The following is an 18,100-nucleotide window of genomic DNA, read 5'->3' on the forward strand; positions in this document are numbered from 1 at the left end:
ATGTTTATCAAAAATAAACAAATAAAAAAAGTAGCGATGTTCCGCTACTTTTTTGAACGCATTACTTCTTTTAAAAATTCAGCTAATACTAACTGACGACGCCAACGTGTTGGATTACTACATAATCTGTAAAACCACTCTAAATGAATAGATTGAATCCATTTTGGCGCACGCTTTACCTCTCCAGCCCACACATCTAAACTACCGCCTACTCCAACAGCCATTTTCGTTTCTAAACGATGCTTATTGTTTTGGATAAAGTTTTCTTGTCTTGGAAAGCCAAGTGCTACAAGTAATAGATCTGGTTTTGCCTCTTGAATACGTGAAACAATATTCTCTTCTTCTTCTTGTTTAAAATATCCATCTTGTATCCCCACGATAGATGCAGCCGAATATGTCTTCGTTAAATGATCAGCCGCGGCTTGTACAACATGTGGTTTTGCACCTAATAAGAAAACAGATACTGGTTTATTCTCTTCTGATAACTTCGCAAATAAATTACACATTAAATCAAAACCTGCTACACGTTCTTTTACAGGTGTACCAAGCATACCACTTGCTTTTACAACCCCAATACCATCAGGTGTAATTAAATCGGTATTTAGTAATGTTTTATGGAACTCTTCATCCTTTTTTGCACACATAACAATTTCAGGATTTGCTGTTACTACCTGAAAAGTATGAGTTTGCTCCAATTCTAGTTGTTCCTTTAAATATTGGACCGTTTCATCCATTGTCATTGTAGAGAAAGGAACACCTAGAATATCAACCGTTTGTACTGCCATATTTAACTATCCTCTCTATCATTAAAGGTTTTTCGCTATTAATTGCTTATATGTTTCTTTCGTATCTTCATATAATTTTTGAAGTGAGAAGTTCATAGTAGCATGCTCATAAATATGCTTGCCCATTACTGATAACTCTCCAGTTTTCCACTTATCATACGCCTCTTCTAATGCCGATGCCAATGCTTTTCCATCACCAGTTGGTACAATCCACCCATAAGTTTCATCTGCAATTAACGGTTCGATTTCTCCAGCTCTAGTCACAATTGATGGTACACGTTGATTTGCCGCTTCTAATAAAACTAATGGAAATCCTTCGCTATGGGAAGTTAACAAATTGACATGTGATGAAGCAAATAATTGTTTCACATCTTGACGATGCCCTAAAAATTCAACTTTATCATTAATCCCTTTTTCAGTAGCTAACGCCTTTAGTTCTCTTTCTAACGGCCCGTCACCAACTAATAACACTTTAATTTTCTCCAATTTTGTTTGTTGTAACGCATCGAATAAAACTTCATGTCCTTTAACAGGATGCAAACGCGCTACTTGGATTGCCGTAAATACATCTTCATCAATATTAAACATTTCCTTTTTATTATAGCCATCTGCTTTTTCCTGATCATATTCAATCCCGTTATAGATAACATGCATCTTTTCATTTGAAATACCTAATGCGGCTAAGCTTTTTTTCAACCTATTCGTTACAACAAAAAATAAATCTATATTTTTTAAAGCTTTCAAATTTAATTTAGTAAAAATCCAGCCTTTTAAGCCTTGTTTAGTAAAGTCTTGAAATGGATCACTATGAATTGTCGTAACCCATTTTGCCGCGAATTTTTTCTTCATTAGAGAAACAAAGAAATTCGCCCTAGGACCGTGTGTATGAACTACATCAAATTTTTCTTTATTAATGAATTCACTTATGTTCTTTAAAATGGATAAATCATAGCGAGATTTTTGTGAAAACACATGAACTTTTATTCCTAGCTCTCTTGCTTCTTTCGCAACAATTCCATCTTCAAATACTGCTAATTCTACTTCACCATCCGGAAACTGATCGAGCAGTGAAATAATATGTGTTTTTCCTCCACCATCTTCTGCCCCTGCATTCATATGCAATATCCTCATATTTTTTCCTCCTTTAAATCCTCGCTACATTTCCATCTATCTTTATTTTACTGTACTAAAAAATAAAAGCTAACAAAAGTTAGCTTTTATTTTTATCATTCAATTTCTAAATCTACAATTAGACAAGCTAACACCACTACAAAGTAAATCCCTACTCCTGGTGCTGTCAAAATATGTCCTGCAATATATGCAATACCTAATGCTAATACTAAGCTTGCTGTAATCATTCCATATTTCACATTAAATATTTCCTTAAATCTTGTAACAAATGCTAGTAGGATTCTTACGCCGTAATAAATAAATGGAATCATCATTAACGCAAAACCAATAATTCCGAAATCATAAAACCAATCATGGAAGTCCATTTCGATTAGCTTCGGATCTGGCTCTTTTTGTTCATTATACTTAAAGTTACCTGCGTAACCCATTCCAAATAATTTTTGTGACATTGGCGCTTCTTTAAAGAACTGCTTATGTCGCTCTTCATATACTTGACGTCCACTGAAAATAAGATTTTCTTGATTTTCTTTCTTTTGCTCTTTCTCAAGCTCTTTCTTAACTTCAGCTTCTACCTTCGCCTTTTCTTCTGGTTTCTCAACTTTATGTTGTTTTTCTTCTTTTTTAATTTTCTCTTTAATTTCTTTTTCTTTTTGACCTTGCTGCGCTACATTTTGTTCTGATAAATAATTGTTATGAATACCCATATTTTGTGCTAATGGCGTCATTTTAAACGTTCCAACAACACCAGCCAATAGGAAAATAGCAATTAATCCATTAAGTACAAGCGACATTTTGTTTGGATTTCTTCTATCAAATAATAATTGTAGTACGATAATCCCGATTGCTGCTGCTAACGTAGCACCAATTGAGCCCATCCCTACTTTCGTACCAACTTGAATTAACGAGTAAATCATTAAAAGCGATGGAATCCAATATAAAACGTGTTTCACGCTCTTTGTTTTTTGAATAGAATATAGTACCACAATAGGGAAAATAATAGCTAAGATTGACCCTAGTTCATTACCTGCATAGAACCACCCTCGGGAACCAACTTTCATCCATTGATAACTACCAAAGTCTGTAGATGTCGAAATAGAAATAACCATAATAGCGTTAATGATTAATGTTGAATACACAATACTATTTCTGACTTTGTCACTAATATTTACTTTCTTTTTCAATGATTTTAAAGCTAAAATGTATGATCCTAGCATGATATATATATATAATGCCTTCGCAACAAACTTAACTTCTTCACCAAGTACAATAGGATTCTTAACTAGTTTATTATTAATAAACCCTATCCCTAAAACTACTGCTAATAGTATTAAGTAAATTAAAAACTTCCTATTTTCCTTCTCTTTTGCCTGAATTAAAATGTAAATACCACCAACAGCCATAATAAGAAATCTTACCAAAATTCCAACAGTGGCATTTGACTTTAATAAAACGATACTAAGAGACGTTAATAAATCTAAAACAGGCTGTAAAATAATAAAAAAGAGCAAAAAATGCTCAAATCTAACCCTAGCTTGATTTGCTAACATTCCAAGACCTCCATACAAAATCTTCACATTATCTTTTAATCATAGTTTTCTACTGTTTAAACACACCTAGCAATTATAACATAACTCATATTTAAATTGAGAACTATTTTTCATGCCGAAACTAGTCAAGTCCAGCATTATTAGTAACCGAAAACATTGTCCTTTAGCTATCCTTCCCTATCCCTATAAAAACTATCTAACACATACGCACTTATTTTCGACCGTACAGAAATATTTTTTTATCATTTTATACAAATGTACAAAACGGACTTATCTTATTGTACCATCCCTCCAACTAAGCTACATCAAAAAACTATACTATTAATCTTTCCACACTTTTTCGCTTTACTTTATTGCTACTTATCAAGCATTTTCAAACGCTTTCTTTAGCTATTTCATCCATTTTTCTACATGTAGCGAAAAGTAATTGTTATTTCCAAAACTTTAGTGTATATTTTTTCTCTGGAACATCTTTAAGAGGAAGGAATTAAAGCCATGTTATTAATCGATATATTTACGTTTCTTGGCATTATCGCCGCTGCCATTTCTGGTACATTAGTTGGTTTAAAAAAAGATCTAGATTTATTTGGTGTCCTTTGTTTAGCTGTAGCTACTGCGCTCGGCGGCGGTATTATTCGTGATATTATGATTGGTAACCTGCCTCCTGTCGCATTTGTAAAACCCATTTACTTTTTCGTAAGTGTACTATCAGCATTATTCACATGTATGTTTTTTGAGCGCATTAATAAACTTCAAGTTGTTATTATGCTTTCTGATGCTGTTGGTTTAGGGGTATTTACAGCTATTGGTGCAAATGCAGCAATGTCACATCACGTTGACGCCTCGTTTTTAGTCGTTTCAATGGGAGTTATTACAGGTATTGGGGGCGGTATTTTACGTGACATTTGCGCTCAAGATATCCCGTATGTATTCCGAAAAGAGATATATGCAATTGCTTCTATTCTAGGAGCAGTTAGTTTCTTAATTACACATGCAATGGGGGCACACATATTAGCTTTCTATGTCTGTTTATTAATAACATTCGTTATTCGTGTAGTCACCGTAATATATAATGTACATTTCCCAGTTTTCTTTAAAACACATGCAAAAATTAATAAAGGCCATTAAGAGAATTCTACATAGAATTCTCTTAATTTATATACAATTCCATCTACTATAGAGTAATTGTATATAAAAATATATAATTACATTAGAATAAAAAATGAAAACGTTTTATAAACAGGGGGAAGAATGATGCTTGGGGTTTTTAAAAAAAATAAAACAAACACCAGTATAATTGAATTAAGCAAAGGCCAACAAATCATATTTAACGTGCCTGCTAATTCTGAACTAAAAACTCAAATGGATATGCTACATATTTCAAAGGAAGATTTACAAATTGTTAAAGTATTACAGCCATTTATTTATGAGGAAATAGATTGGATAACAGAAAAATTCTACACCAACATCACAAAACAACCTAATTTAATTGCTGTTATTGAACGCTACAGCTCTATTCCCAAATTAAAACAAACTTTAAAGACACATATTAAAGAATTGTTCAGCGGGAATATGAATGAAGATTTTATTGAACAACGTGTTAGAATTGCAAAAAGGCACGTACAAATTGGTTTACATAGAAAATGGTATACCGCTGCTTATCAAGAATTATTCCGCTCCGTCATAAAGATTTTGCAAACGAAAATTTCAACGATAGACGATTTTTCTTATTCTATAAACGTAATAAATAAATTATTCACATTAGAACAAGAACTTGTTATTTCAGCTTATGAATCCGAATATGAAAGAATCCAAAAAGAACATGAAAAAGAAAAAGAACTGACAACTATGACGATTACACATATTGCAACAGAACTAGCGACAGTATCTGAAAAAACAAGCTCTTCTATTCAACAGTTAACATCTAAATCAGAAAGTATCGTAGGAATTGCAAAAACAGGTACATCATTAGCTACGACATCAGAAGAAAAGGCCAATAAAGGAAAAGAACAATTAAATCTGCAAAACAAACGAATGGAAAGCATCCAAACGAATATGGAAACTATCATTACTGATACTCATGAACTTCTTGATATTTCTAACAAAATTAACGAAATCATTGATATTGTAAAATCAATCGCCGAGCAAACAAATTTACTAGCATTAAATGCTGCTATTGAATCTGCACGTGCTGGCGAATTTGGTAAAGGTTTTTCAGTCGTAGCGGGAGAAATCCGAAAGTTATCAGAGCAAACGAAAGAATCAATTTCCAACGTTACAAAACTCGTTGAAAAAACTAATGAACAAATTATACACGTCTCTTCTTCCGTGGAACAAATAAGCTCTCTCGTATCTGAAGGGACAGATAGTATGCATGCGACAGATCAATATTTCCAAGAAATCGTAAAAGATATGTCTAACTCTAAAGAACAAAATAAAAAAATTGAAAATGAATTAGAGACTATCTCACAAGTAATGAAGAGTATTCAAGACGATTCCTCAACAATGGCCTTAACAGCGGATAATTTACAACTAGAACTAAACCGATAAGACGAATCGATACAAAGTGGAGATTCTTCATCTCCGCTTTGCATTCATCTACAAAAAAAGAATCCAAAATGGATTCTTTTATTTTCTGAAAAATATTTTTTGGCAATAAAAATAACTCATATAAACACCAAAGCTTTGTAAAATAAACAAAGCTGGCATAATAATATTATAATATGCCATATCTACTCGGAAGAGCCTTAACGACACGTATCCGGTAATTAATAATACAAACAACATATATCCTTCATTTTGCTGTTTCTTAACTAGAAAATGTAATAAAGCTATGGCCATAAATAATGTCACCACTATATATATAAGCTTTTCACATTTAAAAATAATAGAATTTATTCCCTCGTCTGAAAGCTGGTTAATAACTGGTTTTAACAGTTTAAATCTTTCTACTTCCATTTCTTTTAACTCTTGATCAATGTGCTCTTTTACACTTTTATTTTTGGATGTTTTTTCTTCATTTTGACTTTTTCCAATTAAAACAGATTGAAAATAAGTCTGATTAGAAATCGTATACTGTGACATTCCCATCATCTTGATACCATAGTTCACACCAAAATGAGTACTATAAAACAGAATAAGTATTCCCATCATTTTTAATAGTAATTTTTGTTTCGCCCCTGATTGAAATAATTCAATTAACAGCACATATACAACTATAAAAATAGGTAAAAATAACCCCATTGGGAAAATCATATTGCTAAGCGCAAATAAAATGGATGAAATTACCCACATATAAGGATGGTCTAATCCCTTATATAAAAATATGTAACAAGCACAATAAAATAAAAATATTGCGAGTGATTCCGCCGTTAATACAGAACTCATAAATATATTTGGAATATATAAAGCGTAAAACATTGATGCAATACGACCACACTCTTCTCCAAAGACCATTGACGCAATGCGATAAATGAAAAATGCAGTTCCTGTACAAAATAAAATATTAAATAATTGTAAAGCGAATACCGTATCACCAAATATACGAATGATGATCGATTCATAAATAATAAAAGGTAACTGTGCTATATTTTCTATATTATTGCCAACTGCAATCTGCTTTGCAGACTCATACATAGCTTTCATATCACCTATCATTGGAACATCTACAAATAGAACTGTGATAAGTCTTACAACTGTAGATATGCTCATAAGAAAAACAAGAAATTGTTTATCTGTAAAACGATATTGCAAAATTGATGCTACTAACAAAATAAGAATAACAAAAATCACTAATACAATTGTTATACTTGTTGTACTTCCCCCAAAAAATTGCTTACTTGTTTCAAAAGCCGACCAACAACTATAGACAAAAAATGCGAGCATCGCACCAATCATTATTTTACTGAAGAAAGACGAAAAATTTGTTCTTATATGATTCATATGTCCATTGCACCTCTATTTCCATTCATAACAAAACGATTCTATCATGAATAAGCACAAGGTTAATAGGGAATTTCTATGACAAATACATAGTCATTACTTTTTCACTTGCAATGTAAGCGAATCCTCTTTTACACTACATTTTATATATGATAAATTTTCTTTCAGTTACATGAATACAAATACAGAAATTTCAATAAAGTGAAACTTTAATCCACGGGGGTTTTTTTCATCCCCCACTGACTATTAGCCCGCAAATAGTGGGATAATCCTCTTTTGGAACACTTTACTTCATTAAATATCTAATATGGGTACTCCACTTACACATGTCACTCTGATTGAAAACAGAAAATAGGGGATGAATATATGGAAAAGAAATTCATGCGAGAATCAAAAGCAATTAAAACAACACGTGTTTTTCCTAACGATTTAAATAATCACCAAACACTTTTCGGGGGGAAATTATTAGCAGAAATTGATAGTATAGCTTCAATTGCAGCTGCGAGACACAGCCGCAAACATTGCGTAACAGCATCTATCGATTCCGTTGATTTTTTAACTCCAATTCACCAAGCAGATTCTGTTTGTTATGAAGCATTCGTATGTTATACAGGAAAATCTTCAATGGAAGTTTTCGTAAAAGTAATTGCAGAGGATCTACTAGCAGGCGAGCGTAGGATGGCCGCAACATGTTTCATTACATTTGTCGCATTAAAAGACGGAAAACCTTCATCTGTACCACAAGTAATTCCTGAAACAGAGGAAGAACATTGGCTACATACAACTGGTTCAGAGCGTGCAGAAAATAGAAAAAAAGGGCGTTTGAAAAGTAAAGAAATGGCTGAAGTGTTAACTTTAAGTAAGCCTTGGAATATGTAACATTAGGATTTTAGCTTATACATGCACAGGTGTTTTCTTCCTTGCATGTATTTTTTATTATAATAAAGTGTTACACCTTAGCGTTTTTATTCGATGCCTGTTTCCTAAAATCACCCATCAGCTTTTCCTTTATTTTATTATGCTATTAATGGTATATTAAATAATGTTCGTTTAAAAATAACCATAATATGATTAAGTATATAAGGGATGGTGCGGTAATGTCTATTGAGGTACCAATTTCAATACCAAAAACGTTAATTATTATTCCAGCGTATAACGAGGAAGAAGCAATTGCAGATACATTAACAAGATTATTAGAACTAAAACAGCATTTTACAGCATTAAGCATTTGCGTTATTAATGATGGATCAAAAGATAAAACAGCTCAAATCGTAAAAGATTTCCCTGTTCATCTCGTTAATTTACCATACAATCTAGGTATCGGTTCAGCTGTACAAACTGGATATAAATACGCTTATGAGAACGGATATGATATTGCGATTCAGTTCGATGCTGATGGACAACATAATCCTGATGATTTATACAAAATCATACAGCCTATTGCCGAGGATCAATGCGATATGGTGCTGGGTTCACGTTTTACAGAAAAAACAGCATATAAAGGTAGTATTTCCCGAAGAATCGGTATTTTTTATTTTACCGCTCTATTGAAAGTACTAACGAAACAAACATTTATGGATCCAACTTCTGGGTATCGTGCTATCAATCGAGAAGTAATTAAGATTTTTGCACACAATTATCCAAAAGATTATCCGGAGCCAGAAGTCCTTATTCATTTAAAAAAGAAAAAACTTCGCATTAATGAAATATCTGTAAATATGCAAGAGCGACAAGGTGGACAATCTTCCATCACTCCCCTTAAATCTGCATATTACATGGTGAAGGTAAGTCTTGCTATATTGATGCAAAAAATCGTGAAAGGTTGATAATAAATGCATATAATTACCTTTTCATTTATCTTTATTTTATTACTATTCTTCTTAATTATTAATTCCATTCGTCGTGGGACTTTAGAAACAAAATATGCTATTTTATGGATTTTCGTTTGTGTTGCAATGGCTATTTTAAGTTCTACGGATAAAATTATAAACTGGATTGGAAAACTATTAAAAGTAGAATATCCTCCGTCCATTTTATTCTTATTCGGACTATTATTCTGTTTTATCCTAATTTTTGACCTGACGAGAAAAATCTCCAAATTACACCATCAACTTGTAACATTAACGCAAGATTATGCATTATTAAAACAAAAATTAAAGATAACAGATAAAGAATAACTTCCTAACTAAATACTAATATATAAAAGCTCCTGAATTTTGCTTGAAAAATTCAGGAGCTTTTATCATTTCAAATTATTTCTTTCTAATTATAAGAGATACCACAATAGAAAGTTGATTTACAAAGTTTATATGCGTTAAACTTATACAGATGTTCTTGTAGTCTTCTTCCTTTCAAAAGGCTTGTATATATGGTACAAAACATAAAAAATTTGAGGAGATAAAAACTCTATGATGGAACAAAAACAACTCGTTTCCGTTGTCATACCTCTGTATAATACGGAAAAATATATTGAAGAAACGATGCAATCAATACTAGATCAAACATATAAAAACATTGAAATTGTAATTGTAGATGATGGAAGCAAAGATCAATCACCTTCCATCGTAAAAAACCTTGTACAAAAGTACCCCGGACAAATAAAATACGTCCCACAAGAAAATCAAGGCGTTTCAGTTGCTCGTAATACAGGAATTGAAAATGCTAGCGGAGAATATGTTGCTTTTCTTGATAGTGATGATTTATGGCACCCAACAAAAATAGAAAAACAAATCGATAGTATGCATACAAACAACATGAACGCTTGTTATTGTGGCTATATGAACTTTTACGAAGAGACTGGTGAAAAAGTTGAGCACACGACAAACTTTATTAAAGGTGATATGACAAAAGCTTTCTTAACACATCAAGTTGTTGCTCAGACGAGCACTTGGATTTTCAAAAGATCTATCGTGATGGATCATAATATTCGTTTCACACCAGGATGTAGCTGGGGAGAAGACTTAGAATTTCTATTTAAATTAATGAGTGTAACAAATGTATGCTATGTAGATGAATATTTAACATATTATCGAATCTTATCCGAAGGAAATCTTTCTTCAAAGTATAAAGATTATGAATTAAAAACAGCAAAAGAATTAGAAGTATTTAATCGCATGAAGGATTGGGTTCATAATAAATCAAAAGACTTGATCGTGAATGATTCTACAGAACTTATTGAAATCCTTGAAACTTATCTATTCCCATATACAGTCATTAACAATGCTTGTATATACATTAAAGGAAGCTCTAAGTTAGATAAATCACAAGTTCAATTAATCAAGGGCGATATAAATAAATATTGTCGCAAAATTTATTCAAAAAATGGAAAACGAAGCAAAAAGCTATACGCAATGCTTTGGTTTGTACGAATAAAGTTTATGTTTTCTTAAATAAAGAATACGCTTTTAAACATACTTTCCGTAAACAAATCAAATTTACAAATAGGACGAAGTGCGTCCTGAAAAATAGAAAGGTCTTGTTCCATGAAAACAAATAAAATCCTTAAAAACGCCTCCTACCTATTTGTAGGAAATATTACTGTTCGATTTGTACTTGCTATTGCGACCATTTTCTTTGCAAGATATGTTTCACCAAAGGAGTATGGGATGTTTACAACTGCTTTAGCAGTTTCCGCTGTTATTTGTTATTTTACAGATGCAGGTTTGACACATACATTTATGCGTGAAGGAACGAGAAGCAACGCTAACATTAGCGTACTAATTAGTAGTTATTTACGTATTCGTTTAGTATTGGCTATCGTAATTTCTGTGCTCTTCGCTATTTTCGCTCAGTTCTTCTATCCCGATGCTTACTTACGTGCCATGGTATATTGGGTTGTACTGCCGACAATGTTTGGAGCCACTTTACAAGGTGTTGGGATGGCTTACTTCCAAGTAACAGAACGCATGCAATTTACAGCGATTATTTCTGTAATACAAGGTGTAACAGCCGCAGCTGCTCTTCTACTAGGAATGTCCTTTAAATGGTCACTTATGATGGTTGCTGCCATGTACGGGATATCTAGTCTTGTAACAGGACTTATCGCCTTTATAATGGTAATTCGCCATACAACAGTTCATAAGGGCTGGGATAAAGGCATTTTAGATCAATTGCTCATTTTCACGATCAATGGCATTATCATTATGCTCTTACCACAGTTAGGGCCTATTATATTAGAAAAAGTCTCAACATATGAGCAAGTTGGATTCTTTGGCGCTGCATCGAAAATACCTGCTGTACTTTATCAAATACCGGGCGTAATTGCAGCAGCCTTTTATCCAAAGTTATTTGCTTTTGGAAATGAAAAGAATATTGATGAACATAGAAAACTATCTCAGTTCGAATTAAAACTTATGTCTTTCTTAGGAATGGGAATTTCCATCCCATTTATCGCCGATCCAAGCTTTTGGATTGTTACTTTATTAGGTGAACAATATGCACCAGCCGGTGATGCTCTTGCAATTTTAGCCTTTATGGTTATTTTACAATCTATCAACTATCCACTTGCTGATAATTTAACAACTATTGGTCAACAGTGGAAGCGTGCGACAACGATGGGAATTGGATTAGCTGTCGCTATCGTAAGTTACATCGTATTAGGTAGCCAATTTGGAATGATGGGAGCTGCGGTAGCTGCTATCATTACTGAGGTTACTTTATTAATCGGATTTACTTTATTCGTTCGTAAAGGATTTACATTACTATTCAAAGGGATTGTATTTAATACACTAGCATTTATAATCAGTTACGCCCTATACCGCACAGTATTAATTAACTTACCACCACTGGTAGCTCTAACACTTACTGGTATATTGTACGGTATTATTGGCCTTGCAATTGATCCACAAATACGCGGGTTGATTTTAGGATTTGTAAATAAAAAATTAGTTCGTAAAAACGCTTAAAAGCCAAAAGCTTTTCCTATTAAGAATGGAAAAGCTTTTGGCTTTTTATATACCACCATTTACAGAACATAAATTCTGAAGACTGCACTTCATTATTCTCGAATTTTCAGTGGTTAAAAAATGCTATATATTCCATGTCAAATTGACTTACTTTCTGAGAATGCTTTATACTAAATTACAAGTAAACTATGAAACTCAATGCTTGTAAAATATATATGATACAACAAAATATATATTTTTTTATGCTAAAACTAAAAAACACACCTTCATAATTGGTGTGTTTTTATATGTAACAACTTTCGAAGGAGGATTATAAATTTTTATGAGCATAAAGCCGAACAATAAGATTTTCTCAAAGAAAACTATAATGATTATTCCGATATTATTATTGTGTGCTTTTGCTTTTCATTATTTCTTTTTAACATCTAATCAAATCTTTTCTGGTACAGGTGATGCATTAAGCCAATTTGGTTTCTTTACATTTCTCCTGCAACATGCCTTTAAAGATGGTAATCTTTTTTGGTCTTTTGATTATGGATTAGGTGGAGATTTATTTGGAGAGTTTAGTTATTATTACAGTACAGCGCCGTTCTTCTGGATTACGCTGTTACTTCCTAAATTAAATATTGAACAAATCTATGATATGAAATTATACATGAGTATTTTAAAAAACTTTTTAGCTATGTTATTCATGTATGGTTCTTTACGTTATCATAATAAAACAGTCTTCTCATCTTTTATTGCTGCTATTATGTATGGCGGATGTATTACTTTTATGCGCCATTCATTACTTTGGGATTTCATGGCTGATGCCATCGTATTTTTACCATTAGTAATATGGGGACTTGATAAATATATTATAGAAAAGAAACGTGGACTTTTCTTAGTAGCTGCTACTTTAATGTTAGCATCGAACTTTTATTTTGCTTTTATTACAAGTATTTTCATTTTCATTTACGCATTTTCCCAATACTTTGCCACACAGCAAAATAAAACAATCGTCTCTTTTCTAGCCTATTATATTAAAATTGGATTATTATACGGTCTATCACTTGGCTTGGCTGCAGTTTGCTTTATTCCATCAGTCAATGCGGTATTTAGTGCGGATCGGTTAACGAAGAAATTTGATATACCTTTATTCTTTGAAGATACATTTTATAAAGATCTAATGGAAACTATCTTCTTCGTATATGATGCTGAAAATCATCAATTAGCTTTACCAGCTTTAATTTTATTCCTAATCATATTTGGAATGTTTATACGTGATAAACTTGTTAAAAATAAAGTATTCTTTACATTTTTCATGTTCATTCTGTTTATGCTTCCGTATACATACTCTGTATTTAATGGTTTCTCAGCAATGCAATATAGATGGCTTTATTTATTTGTATTTGTAATTGCTCAAACTATAGCATACATCTTAGATTGGATGATTGTTCATAAGAAAGAACATAAATTACCTTATATAATGAGTTCATTAGTATCAATAGGATTATTCATTTATGCATTTTATAGAAAAGTAAATATAAATGTAAGTGATAAACCTTTACAGGCAGTTGACAATATTTTAATCGGAACTATCGTTCTTTCTCTCATTACAGTATGTTTATGGCGTTATCTTTCTAAACCTTTCATACAATTTTTAGTTGTAGTGAACATACTCGTTAGTACAATTTCCATGAATTACATGTATGCTAATAATATACTTAGTACCGTTTTCGGACAAAGCAATGCTACAAAAGAAGCTTTACATGTATCTGGCTATGATAACAAAGATGAGATTGCTGCCATTCGTTATATACAAGAATATGATAAAGACTTTTATCGTATTCTTAACCCAGGTAGCGCCCATAACACACCAATGTTACAAGGTTATCATGGTACAAGTACGTACCAAAGCTTGATTAATTATTATGTTCATGACTTTATGAAAAATAAATACAACGTATTCCAAGGGTTCGACACTCCTTCGATGTTCTTCCAAGTTGATAGTCGACTACTACTTGAAAATATGTTAGGTGTAAAATATCGCGTACTAAGCGCTGATACAGATCAAAAAAATATACCATATGGATATAAACTATTAAAACAAGTAGGACCGTATAATATTTACAAAAATGACTATGCTTTACCGTTAGGGTATGTATATGATTCTAGTATAAGTGAAGAAGAATTTTCTAAATTAAACTTCGCTCAGCGTGACCAATTATTATTACATGCTGTAGTCGTTAATAATGGAAAAGACTTTTCATTAACCCATTTTGATAAAAAGAATCTTAATTCAAAAGCGGTATCTATCAAAATGGAAAAAGTACAACTAGAAAATATGGAAAAAGAGAATAATAAACTCATTGTCCATGGCAATGGAAATATGATTGTACCTATAAATTATCCTAATACTCCTGGAGACTTAATTGTAGAATTAAAGATAAAAAATAAAGGTTCATTCCATGCAGTAGTTAACGGGAAAGATATGGGGAAAGGTGAAGACACTGGTGCATACTCATATCCTTTAGAAAGATTTGTTTATAATTTAGGTAAAGACGATCGTCCAGACCAACTAACTATTTCTATTGATGCACCAGGTGAATACGAACTTGAAGACTTACAAGCAAATATCGTAAATTACGAAGGTGTACAAAAAGAAACAAAAAAACTAACTGAAAATAGACTTCAAAATATTTATTATAAAAACAACTATTTAAAAGGTGAAATCAACTCGAAAAAAGATGGATTACTATATTTATCTGTTCCATATAGTAAAGGTTGGACTATAAAAGTTGATGGAAAAGAAACAGAATTCACGAAAGCAAATTCTGCATTTATTGGTGTCCCAATTACAAAAGGAGCACATATAATCGAAATGACTTATGTTACACCTTACTTTAAATTAGGTATGATTATATCAATTATTTCACTAATTATTTGTGTAGCCTTACTAGTTTTTACAAATCAAAAAGGACGCCGAAAATTGCCTTTTAAAAAGCCGCAATGAGCACTCAATAAATTATGAAGCTATCCAAAGCGGATAGCTTCATAAAAAATATTAAATAACGTTTTAACCATTATAAACAAGGAGGGGCAAAAATGACTCTTTCAATAGTCGTACCATGCTACAATGAAGAAAAGATGCTTCGAGCCTTTTATTCAGAGACTTCTCTAGAAATTCATAAATTAACTACCGATTATGAATTTGTTTTTGTAAATGATGGTAGTAAAGATGATACATTAAATATTCTACGTGATTTGGCAAATTCAGATGCAGCTGTTCATTATATATCATTTAGTCGGAATTTCGGCAAAGAAGCCGCTATGTTAGCTGGTTTAAAATACGCTACAGGTGATGCAGTTGTTATTATGGACGCCGATTTGCAACATCCTCCTACACTAATAAAAGAAATGTTAGAAGGATATAACGAAGGTTACGACCAAATTATTGCAAAAAGAACAAGAACAGGTGATTCACCCGTTCGCTCTTTCGTTTCTCGTCTATACTATAAAGTGATGAATAAGTTTGTAGATGTTGAACTAGTAGACGGCATTGGAGATTTTAGACTTTTAAGTAGAAGAGCTGTTGATTCTCTATTATCTTTAAGCGAATACAATCGCTTCTCAAAAGGTTTATTCTCCTGGATTGGATTTAATGAACTAATTATTGGATATGAAAATGTATTACGTTCTGATGGAGAAAGTAAGTGGACTTTTTCTAAATTGTTAAATTACGGAATAGATGGTGTTATCTCATTCAATAATAAACCATTAAGACTATCTATATATCTTGGATTATTAACAACTATTTTAGGGATTTTATACGTAATTACTACATTTATTCAAATTATTGTTGGTGGTGTTGAAGTCCCAGGATACTTCACTTTAATTTCCGCTATATTATTTATTGGTGGTATTCAACTCATTTTCCTAGGTGTTATGGGTGAATACATCGGTCGCATTTATTATGAAACAAAACGTAGACCACATTTTATTGTAGCTGAAAAGAAAGTTAGTGAAGTCAAACAAAAAGCATAATAAAAAAGTTACTTCTACCTACAGAAGTAACTTTTTTTATACTAATATTTACACACCTTTATGTTGCATAGATATAATCGTTTCTTTTAGCCCATTATAATAAGAAGTTTTTGGTATATTCCCAATATACCTCTCATATTTCTCTCCGCTTAATACAACAGGATTTTCTGTCAAATATAGCATTTCCACAAATTCTTTCATCTGCTTATCAAATAGTCCGATTAAATTTATCATACCTTTTTTTACTGTCATTACTGTTTTTGTATATCCCGTTAATTCTTGTATATGTTGAATCATCTCTTCACCTGTAATGACACCACAACCCGGTATGTTCCAATTTTGTCCATAGGCCTCATCACGTAAAGCTAATTCAACCATTGCTTTTGCACCGTCTGGTGTGAAAATATATTCACGAGCAATCTTTTTATCTCCAACAAAGCTTGATAACTTATTTGCAAGTACACCTTTTAAAGTATGATGAACAAGCGTACTTTCTGCATTCGGACCATAGAAATCTGGAAAGTGAGCAATAAACATTTTTACACGAGCTTGTTTTGCCATCATTTCTAGCTGTAACCGAATTTTCCCTTTCTTCGTATGTGGTGCCTTTTTAACTTCTTCCACTACAAGTTCTTCCCCTTGCCTCCCATACGCATAAATATTATCAACTATCCCTAACTTACTGTCGTAATACATTGCTACTTCTAATATATTTTTTAATAATTTTGGTTGCTTCTTCTCCCAATCTGAATATGGAATGTTTACAGCATGAAATATAATATCAACGCCTTTCGCAGCTTCCATTATATCCTCCTGTATAAATACATCTCCCGCTACAACTTTCACATTTTCTTCTCCAGAAAATAATATCTCTAATTTCTCTTTATTCCTCGCAAAGGCCACTACATGAATTCCTCTGCTACATAATTCTTTTACAATTGCATACCCCATTGATCCAGATGCTCCTAGCACTAAAGCTTTTTTCATTATATATCCCCCCTAAATTAATTAACCGCTGTTCAATTAATATTAAAAAGAAAATCACTTACATAAGAAGTGATTTTGAAATAAACTCCACGTGTACTTTAGCTAATCCTTTTACTTCTTCAAATGTTTGATCATTCCCACAATAGTGTGCCACAAACCCATGTAATGATAGAAAAACAGACCATATTGTCATTACATTTACCTTCTCATTACACAAAGAAGATACAACAGTAGCAAATTTTTCGTAACTAACATTTGGGCCATCTGCTAAACATTCTTTTAACTCATCATCTCTAATTAAAAACATGATTTCATAATGACTTTGATTTTGCAAACCAAATTCAATAAAACCAAATAAAACAGCTTTCAATTGTTCCTCTTGTGGTAAATTTTGATCATTAATCTCATCTAATTTTTGATTTAGCAATTGAAAATCTTGCTCTACCATCGCATAGAAAAGCTCTGCTTTATTTTTAAAATGATAATAGATGGCACCATGGCTATATCCTAGTTCTGTTGCAATTTTACGCATTGAAGTATGCTGATAACCTAATTTTATAAATAAGTCTCTTGCTACATTCATAATCATTTCTCTCGTTAATTCTTGTTTAACTGCCCTTCTTGGCGACATTTTTCATACCTCACAATTTAATTGACCACTGTTCAATTAATATTATAACCTTTTCCCAAAAAAATACAATTAGTTTCTTACAAAAAGATACATTTTGAAAGGATAGCATTATACTCAATAATTTAGTATCATGATTCAAGGTACTAT

15 protein-coding genes and 1 pseudogene are annotated in these 18,100 nt (G+C 32.1%); 10 read left to right on the top strand and 6 right to left on the bottom strand.

Annotation, left to right across the window (positions count from 1 at the left end; all coding sequences use genetic code 11):
* Nucleotides 1–44: 44 nt before the first annotated feature.
* From JFU23_RS15160 to JFU23_RS15170, 3 genes are all read right to left on the bottom strand, one after another.
* On the bottom strand, nucleotides 45–785 hold the full coding sequence (locus JFU23_RS15160; protein WP_002016406.1) for a WecB/TagA/CpsF family glycosyltransferase: 741 nt from the start codon (nucleotides 783–785) through the stop codon (nucleotides 45–47).
* Nucleotides 786–806: 21 nt separating this feature from the next.
* Nucleotides 807–1,916, bottom strand: coding sequence for a glycosyltransferase family 4 protein (locus JFU23_RS15165; RefSeq protein WP_002089874.1), 1,110 nt, complete (start codon nucleotides 1,914–1,916; stop codon nucleotides 807–809).
* A gap of 95 nt (nucleotides 1,917–2,011) precedes the next feature.
* Complete coding sequence (locus tag JFU23_RS15170) at nucleotides 2,012–3,463, bottom strand: O-antigen ligase family protein (RefSeq protein WP_201032205.1); 1,452 nt, start codon at nucleotides 3,461–3,463, stop codon at nucleotides 2,012–2,014.
* Between the two features lie 495 nt (nucleotides 3,464–3,958).
* Between JFU23_RS15170 and JFU23_RS15175 the strand changes: the two genes are divergently transcribed.
* The 3 genes and pseudogenes from JFU23_RS15175 to JFU23_RS31205 all read left to right on the top strand — a co-directional run bounded on the left by JFU23_RS15175 (nucleotide 3,959) and on the right by JFU23_RS31205 (nucleotide 6,013).
* Complete coding sequence (locus tag JFU23_RS15175) at nucleotides 3,959–4,591, top strand: trimeric intracellular cation channel family protein (RefSeq protein WP_002016412.1); 633 nt, start codon at nucleotides 3,959–3,961, stop codon at nucleotides 4,589–4,591.
* A 240-nt stretch (nucleotides 4,592–4,831) separates the two neighbouring features.
* A pseudogene (locus tag JFU23_RS31200) lies at nucleotides 4,832–5,212 on the top strand (protoglobin family protein); the annotation flags it as partial.
* On the top strand, nucleotides 5,207–6,013 hold the full coding sequence (locus JFU23_RS31205; protein ID WP_374191753.1) for a methyl-accepting chemotaxis protein: 807 nt from the start codon (nucleotides 5,207–5,209) through the stop codon (nucleotides 6,011–6,013). The pseudogene JFU23_RS31200 and the gene JFU23_RS31205, both read left to right, overlap by 6 nt.
* A 78-nt stretch (nucleotides 6,014–6,091) precedes the next feature.
* Here the strand turns inward: JFU23_RS31205 and JFU23_RS15185 are convergent, their stop codons facing one another.
* A complete protein-coding gene (locus tag JFU23_RS15185) occupies nucleotides 6,092–7,405 on the bottom strand; it encodes an ArnT family glycosyltransferase (RefSeq protein WP_201032207.1) in 1,314 nt (437 codons plus the stop codon).
* A gap of 366 nt (nucleotides 7,406–7,771) precedes the next feature.
* On the opposite strand from JFU23_RS15185, the gene JFU23_RS15190 reads away from it, so the two are divergent.
* The 7 genes from JFU23_RS15190 to JFU23_RS15220 all read left to right on the top strand — a co-directional run bounded on the left by JFU23_RS15190 (nucleotide 7,772) and on the right by JFU23_RS15220 (nucleotide 16,335).
* Nucleotides 7,772–8,284 (top strand): acyl-CoA thioesterase, encoded by a 513-nt coding sequence (locus tag JFU23_RS15190; protein WP_000412118.1) that lies wholly within the window; start codon nucleotides 7,772–7,774, stop codon nucleotides 8,282–8,284.
* Nucleotides 8,285–8,502: 218 nt separating this feature from the next.
* Nucleotides 8,503–9,231, top strand: a complete 729-nt coding sequence (locus JFU23_RS15195; protein ID WP_000021472.1) for a glycosyltransferase family 2 protein — start codon at nucleotides 8,503–8,505, stop codon at nucleotides 9,229–9,231.
* A 6-nt stretch (nucleotides 9,232–9,237) separates the two neighbouring features.
* Nucleotides 9,238–9,582, top strand: a complete 345-nt coding sequence (locus JFU23_RS15200) for a DUF2304 domain-containing protein (protein ID WP_002016417.1) — start codon at nucleotides 9,238–9,240, stop codon at nucleotides 9,580–9,582.
* A gap of 231 nt (nucleotides 9,583–9,813) precedes the next feature.
* A complete protein-coding gene (locus tag JFU23_RS15205; RefSeq protein ID WP_201032208.1) occupies nucleotides 9,814–10,794 on the top strand; it encodes a glycosyltransferase family 2 protein in 981 nt (326 codons plus the stop codon).
* Between the two features lie 93 nt (nucleotides 10,795–10,887).
* Entirely contained in the window at nucleotides 10,888–12,309 is a 1,422-nt protein-coding gene (locus tag JFU23_RS15210) for an oligosaccharide flippase family protein (RefSeq protein ID WP_060750549.1), read from the top strand.
* Nucleotides 12,310–12,631: 322 nt separating this feature from the next.
* Nucleotides 12,632–15,304, top strand: coding sequence for a YfhO family protein (locus tag JFU23_RS15215; RefSeq protein ID WP_201032209.1), 2,673 nt, complete (start codon nucleotides 12,632–12,634; stop codon nucleotides 15,302–15,304).
* Between the two features lie 92 nt (nucleotides 15,305–15,396).
* Nucleotides 15,397–16,335: a glycosyltransferase family 2 protein gene (locus JFU23_RS15220; protein WP_201032210.1), complete on the top strand. Its 939-nt coding sequence runs from the start codon at nucleotides 15,397–15,399 to the stop codon at nucleotides 16,333–16,335.
* Between the two features lie 48 nt (nucleotides 16,336–16,383).
* Here the strand turns inward: JFU23_RS15220 and JFU23_RS15225 are convergent, their stop codons facing one another.
* Together JFU23_RS15225 and JFU23_RS15230 are read right to left on the bottom strand one after the other, a co-directional pair.
* Complete coding sequence (locus JFU23_RS15225) at nucleotides 16,384–17,322, bottom strand: SDR family NAD(P)-dependent oxidoreductase (RefSeq protein WP_201032211.1); 939 nt, start codon at nucleotides 17,320–17,322, stop codon at nucleotides 16,384–16,386.
* 58 nt (nucleotides 17,323–17,380) lie between these two features.
* Complete coding sequence (locus JFU23_RS15230; RefSeq protein ID WP_002130146.1) at nucleotides 17,381–17,953, bottom strand: TetR/AcrR family transcriptional regulator; 573 nt, start codon at nucleotides 17,951–17,953, stop codon at nucleotides 17,381–17,383.
* Nucleotides 17,954–18,100: the final 147 nt, after the last annotated feature.

The sequence above is a fragment of the Bacillus sp. TH50 genome, assembly GCF_016650565.1.
GTDB lineage: Bacteria > Bacillota > Bacilli > Bacillales > Bacillaceae_G > Bacillus_A > Bacillus_A mycoides.

Coding starts and splice junctions, on each gene's coding strand:
- JFU23_RS15160 (WP_002016406.1), bottom strand. CDS start 785: ATGGCAGTACAAACGGTTGATATTCTAGGTGTTCCTTTCTCTACAATG.
- JFU23_RS15165 (WP_002089874.1), bottom strand. CDS start 1,916: ATGAGGATATTGCATATGAATGCAGGGGCAGAAGATGGTGGAGGAAAA.
- JFU23_RS15170 (WP_201032205.1), bottom strand. CDS start 3,463: ATGTTAGCAAATCAAGCTAGGGTTAGATTTGAGCATTTTTTGCTCTTT.
- JFU23_RS15175 (WP_002016412.1), top strand. CDS start 3,959: ATGTTATTAATCGATATATTTACGTTTCTTGGCATTATCGCCGCTGCC.
- JFU23_RS15185 (WP_201032207.1), bottom strand. CDS start 7,405: ATGAATCATATAAGAACAAATTTTTCGTCTTTCTTCAGTAAAATAATG.
- JFU23_RS15190 (WP_000412118.1), top strand. CDS start 7,772: ATGGAAAAGAAATTCATGCGAGAATCAAAAGCAATTAAAACAACACGT.
- JFU23_RS15195 (WP_000021472.1), top strand. CDS start 8,503: ATGTCTATTGAGGTACCAATTTCAATACCAAAAACGTTAATTATTATT.
- JFU23_RS15200 (WP_002016417.1), top strand. CDS start 9,238: ATGCATATAATTACCTTTTCATTTATCTTTATTTTATTACTATTCTTC.
- JFU23_RS15205 (WP_201032208.1), top strand. CDS start 9,814: ATGATGGAACAAAAACAACTCGTTTCCGTTGTCATACCTCTGTATAAT.
- JFU23_RS15210 (WP_060750549.1), top strand. CDS start 10,888: ATGAAAACAAATAAAATCCTTAAAAACGCCTCCTACCTATTTGTAGGA.
- JFU23_RS15215 (WP_201032209.1), top strand. CDS start 12,632: ATGAGCATAAAGCCGAACAATAAGATTTTCTCAAAGAAAACTATAATG.
- JFU23_RS15220 (WP_201032210.1), top strand. CDS start 15,397: ATGACTCTTTCAATAGTCGTACCATGCTACAATGAAGAAAAGATGCTT.
- JFU23_RS15225 (WP_201032211.1), bottom strand. CDS start 17,322: ATGAAAAAAGCTTTAGTGCTAGGAGCATCTGGATCAATGGGGTATGCA.
- JFU23_RS15230 (WP_002130146.1), bottom strand. CDS start 17,953: ATGTCGCCAAGAAGGGCAGTTAAACAAGAATTAACGAGAGAAATGATT.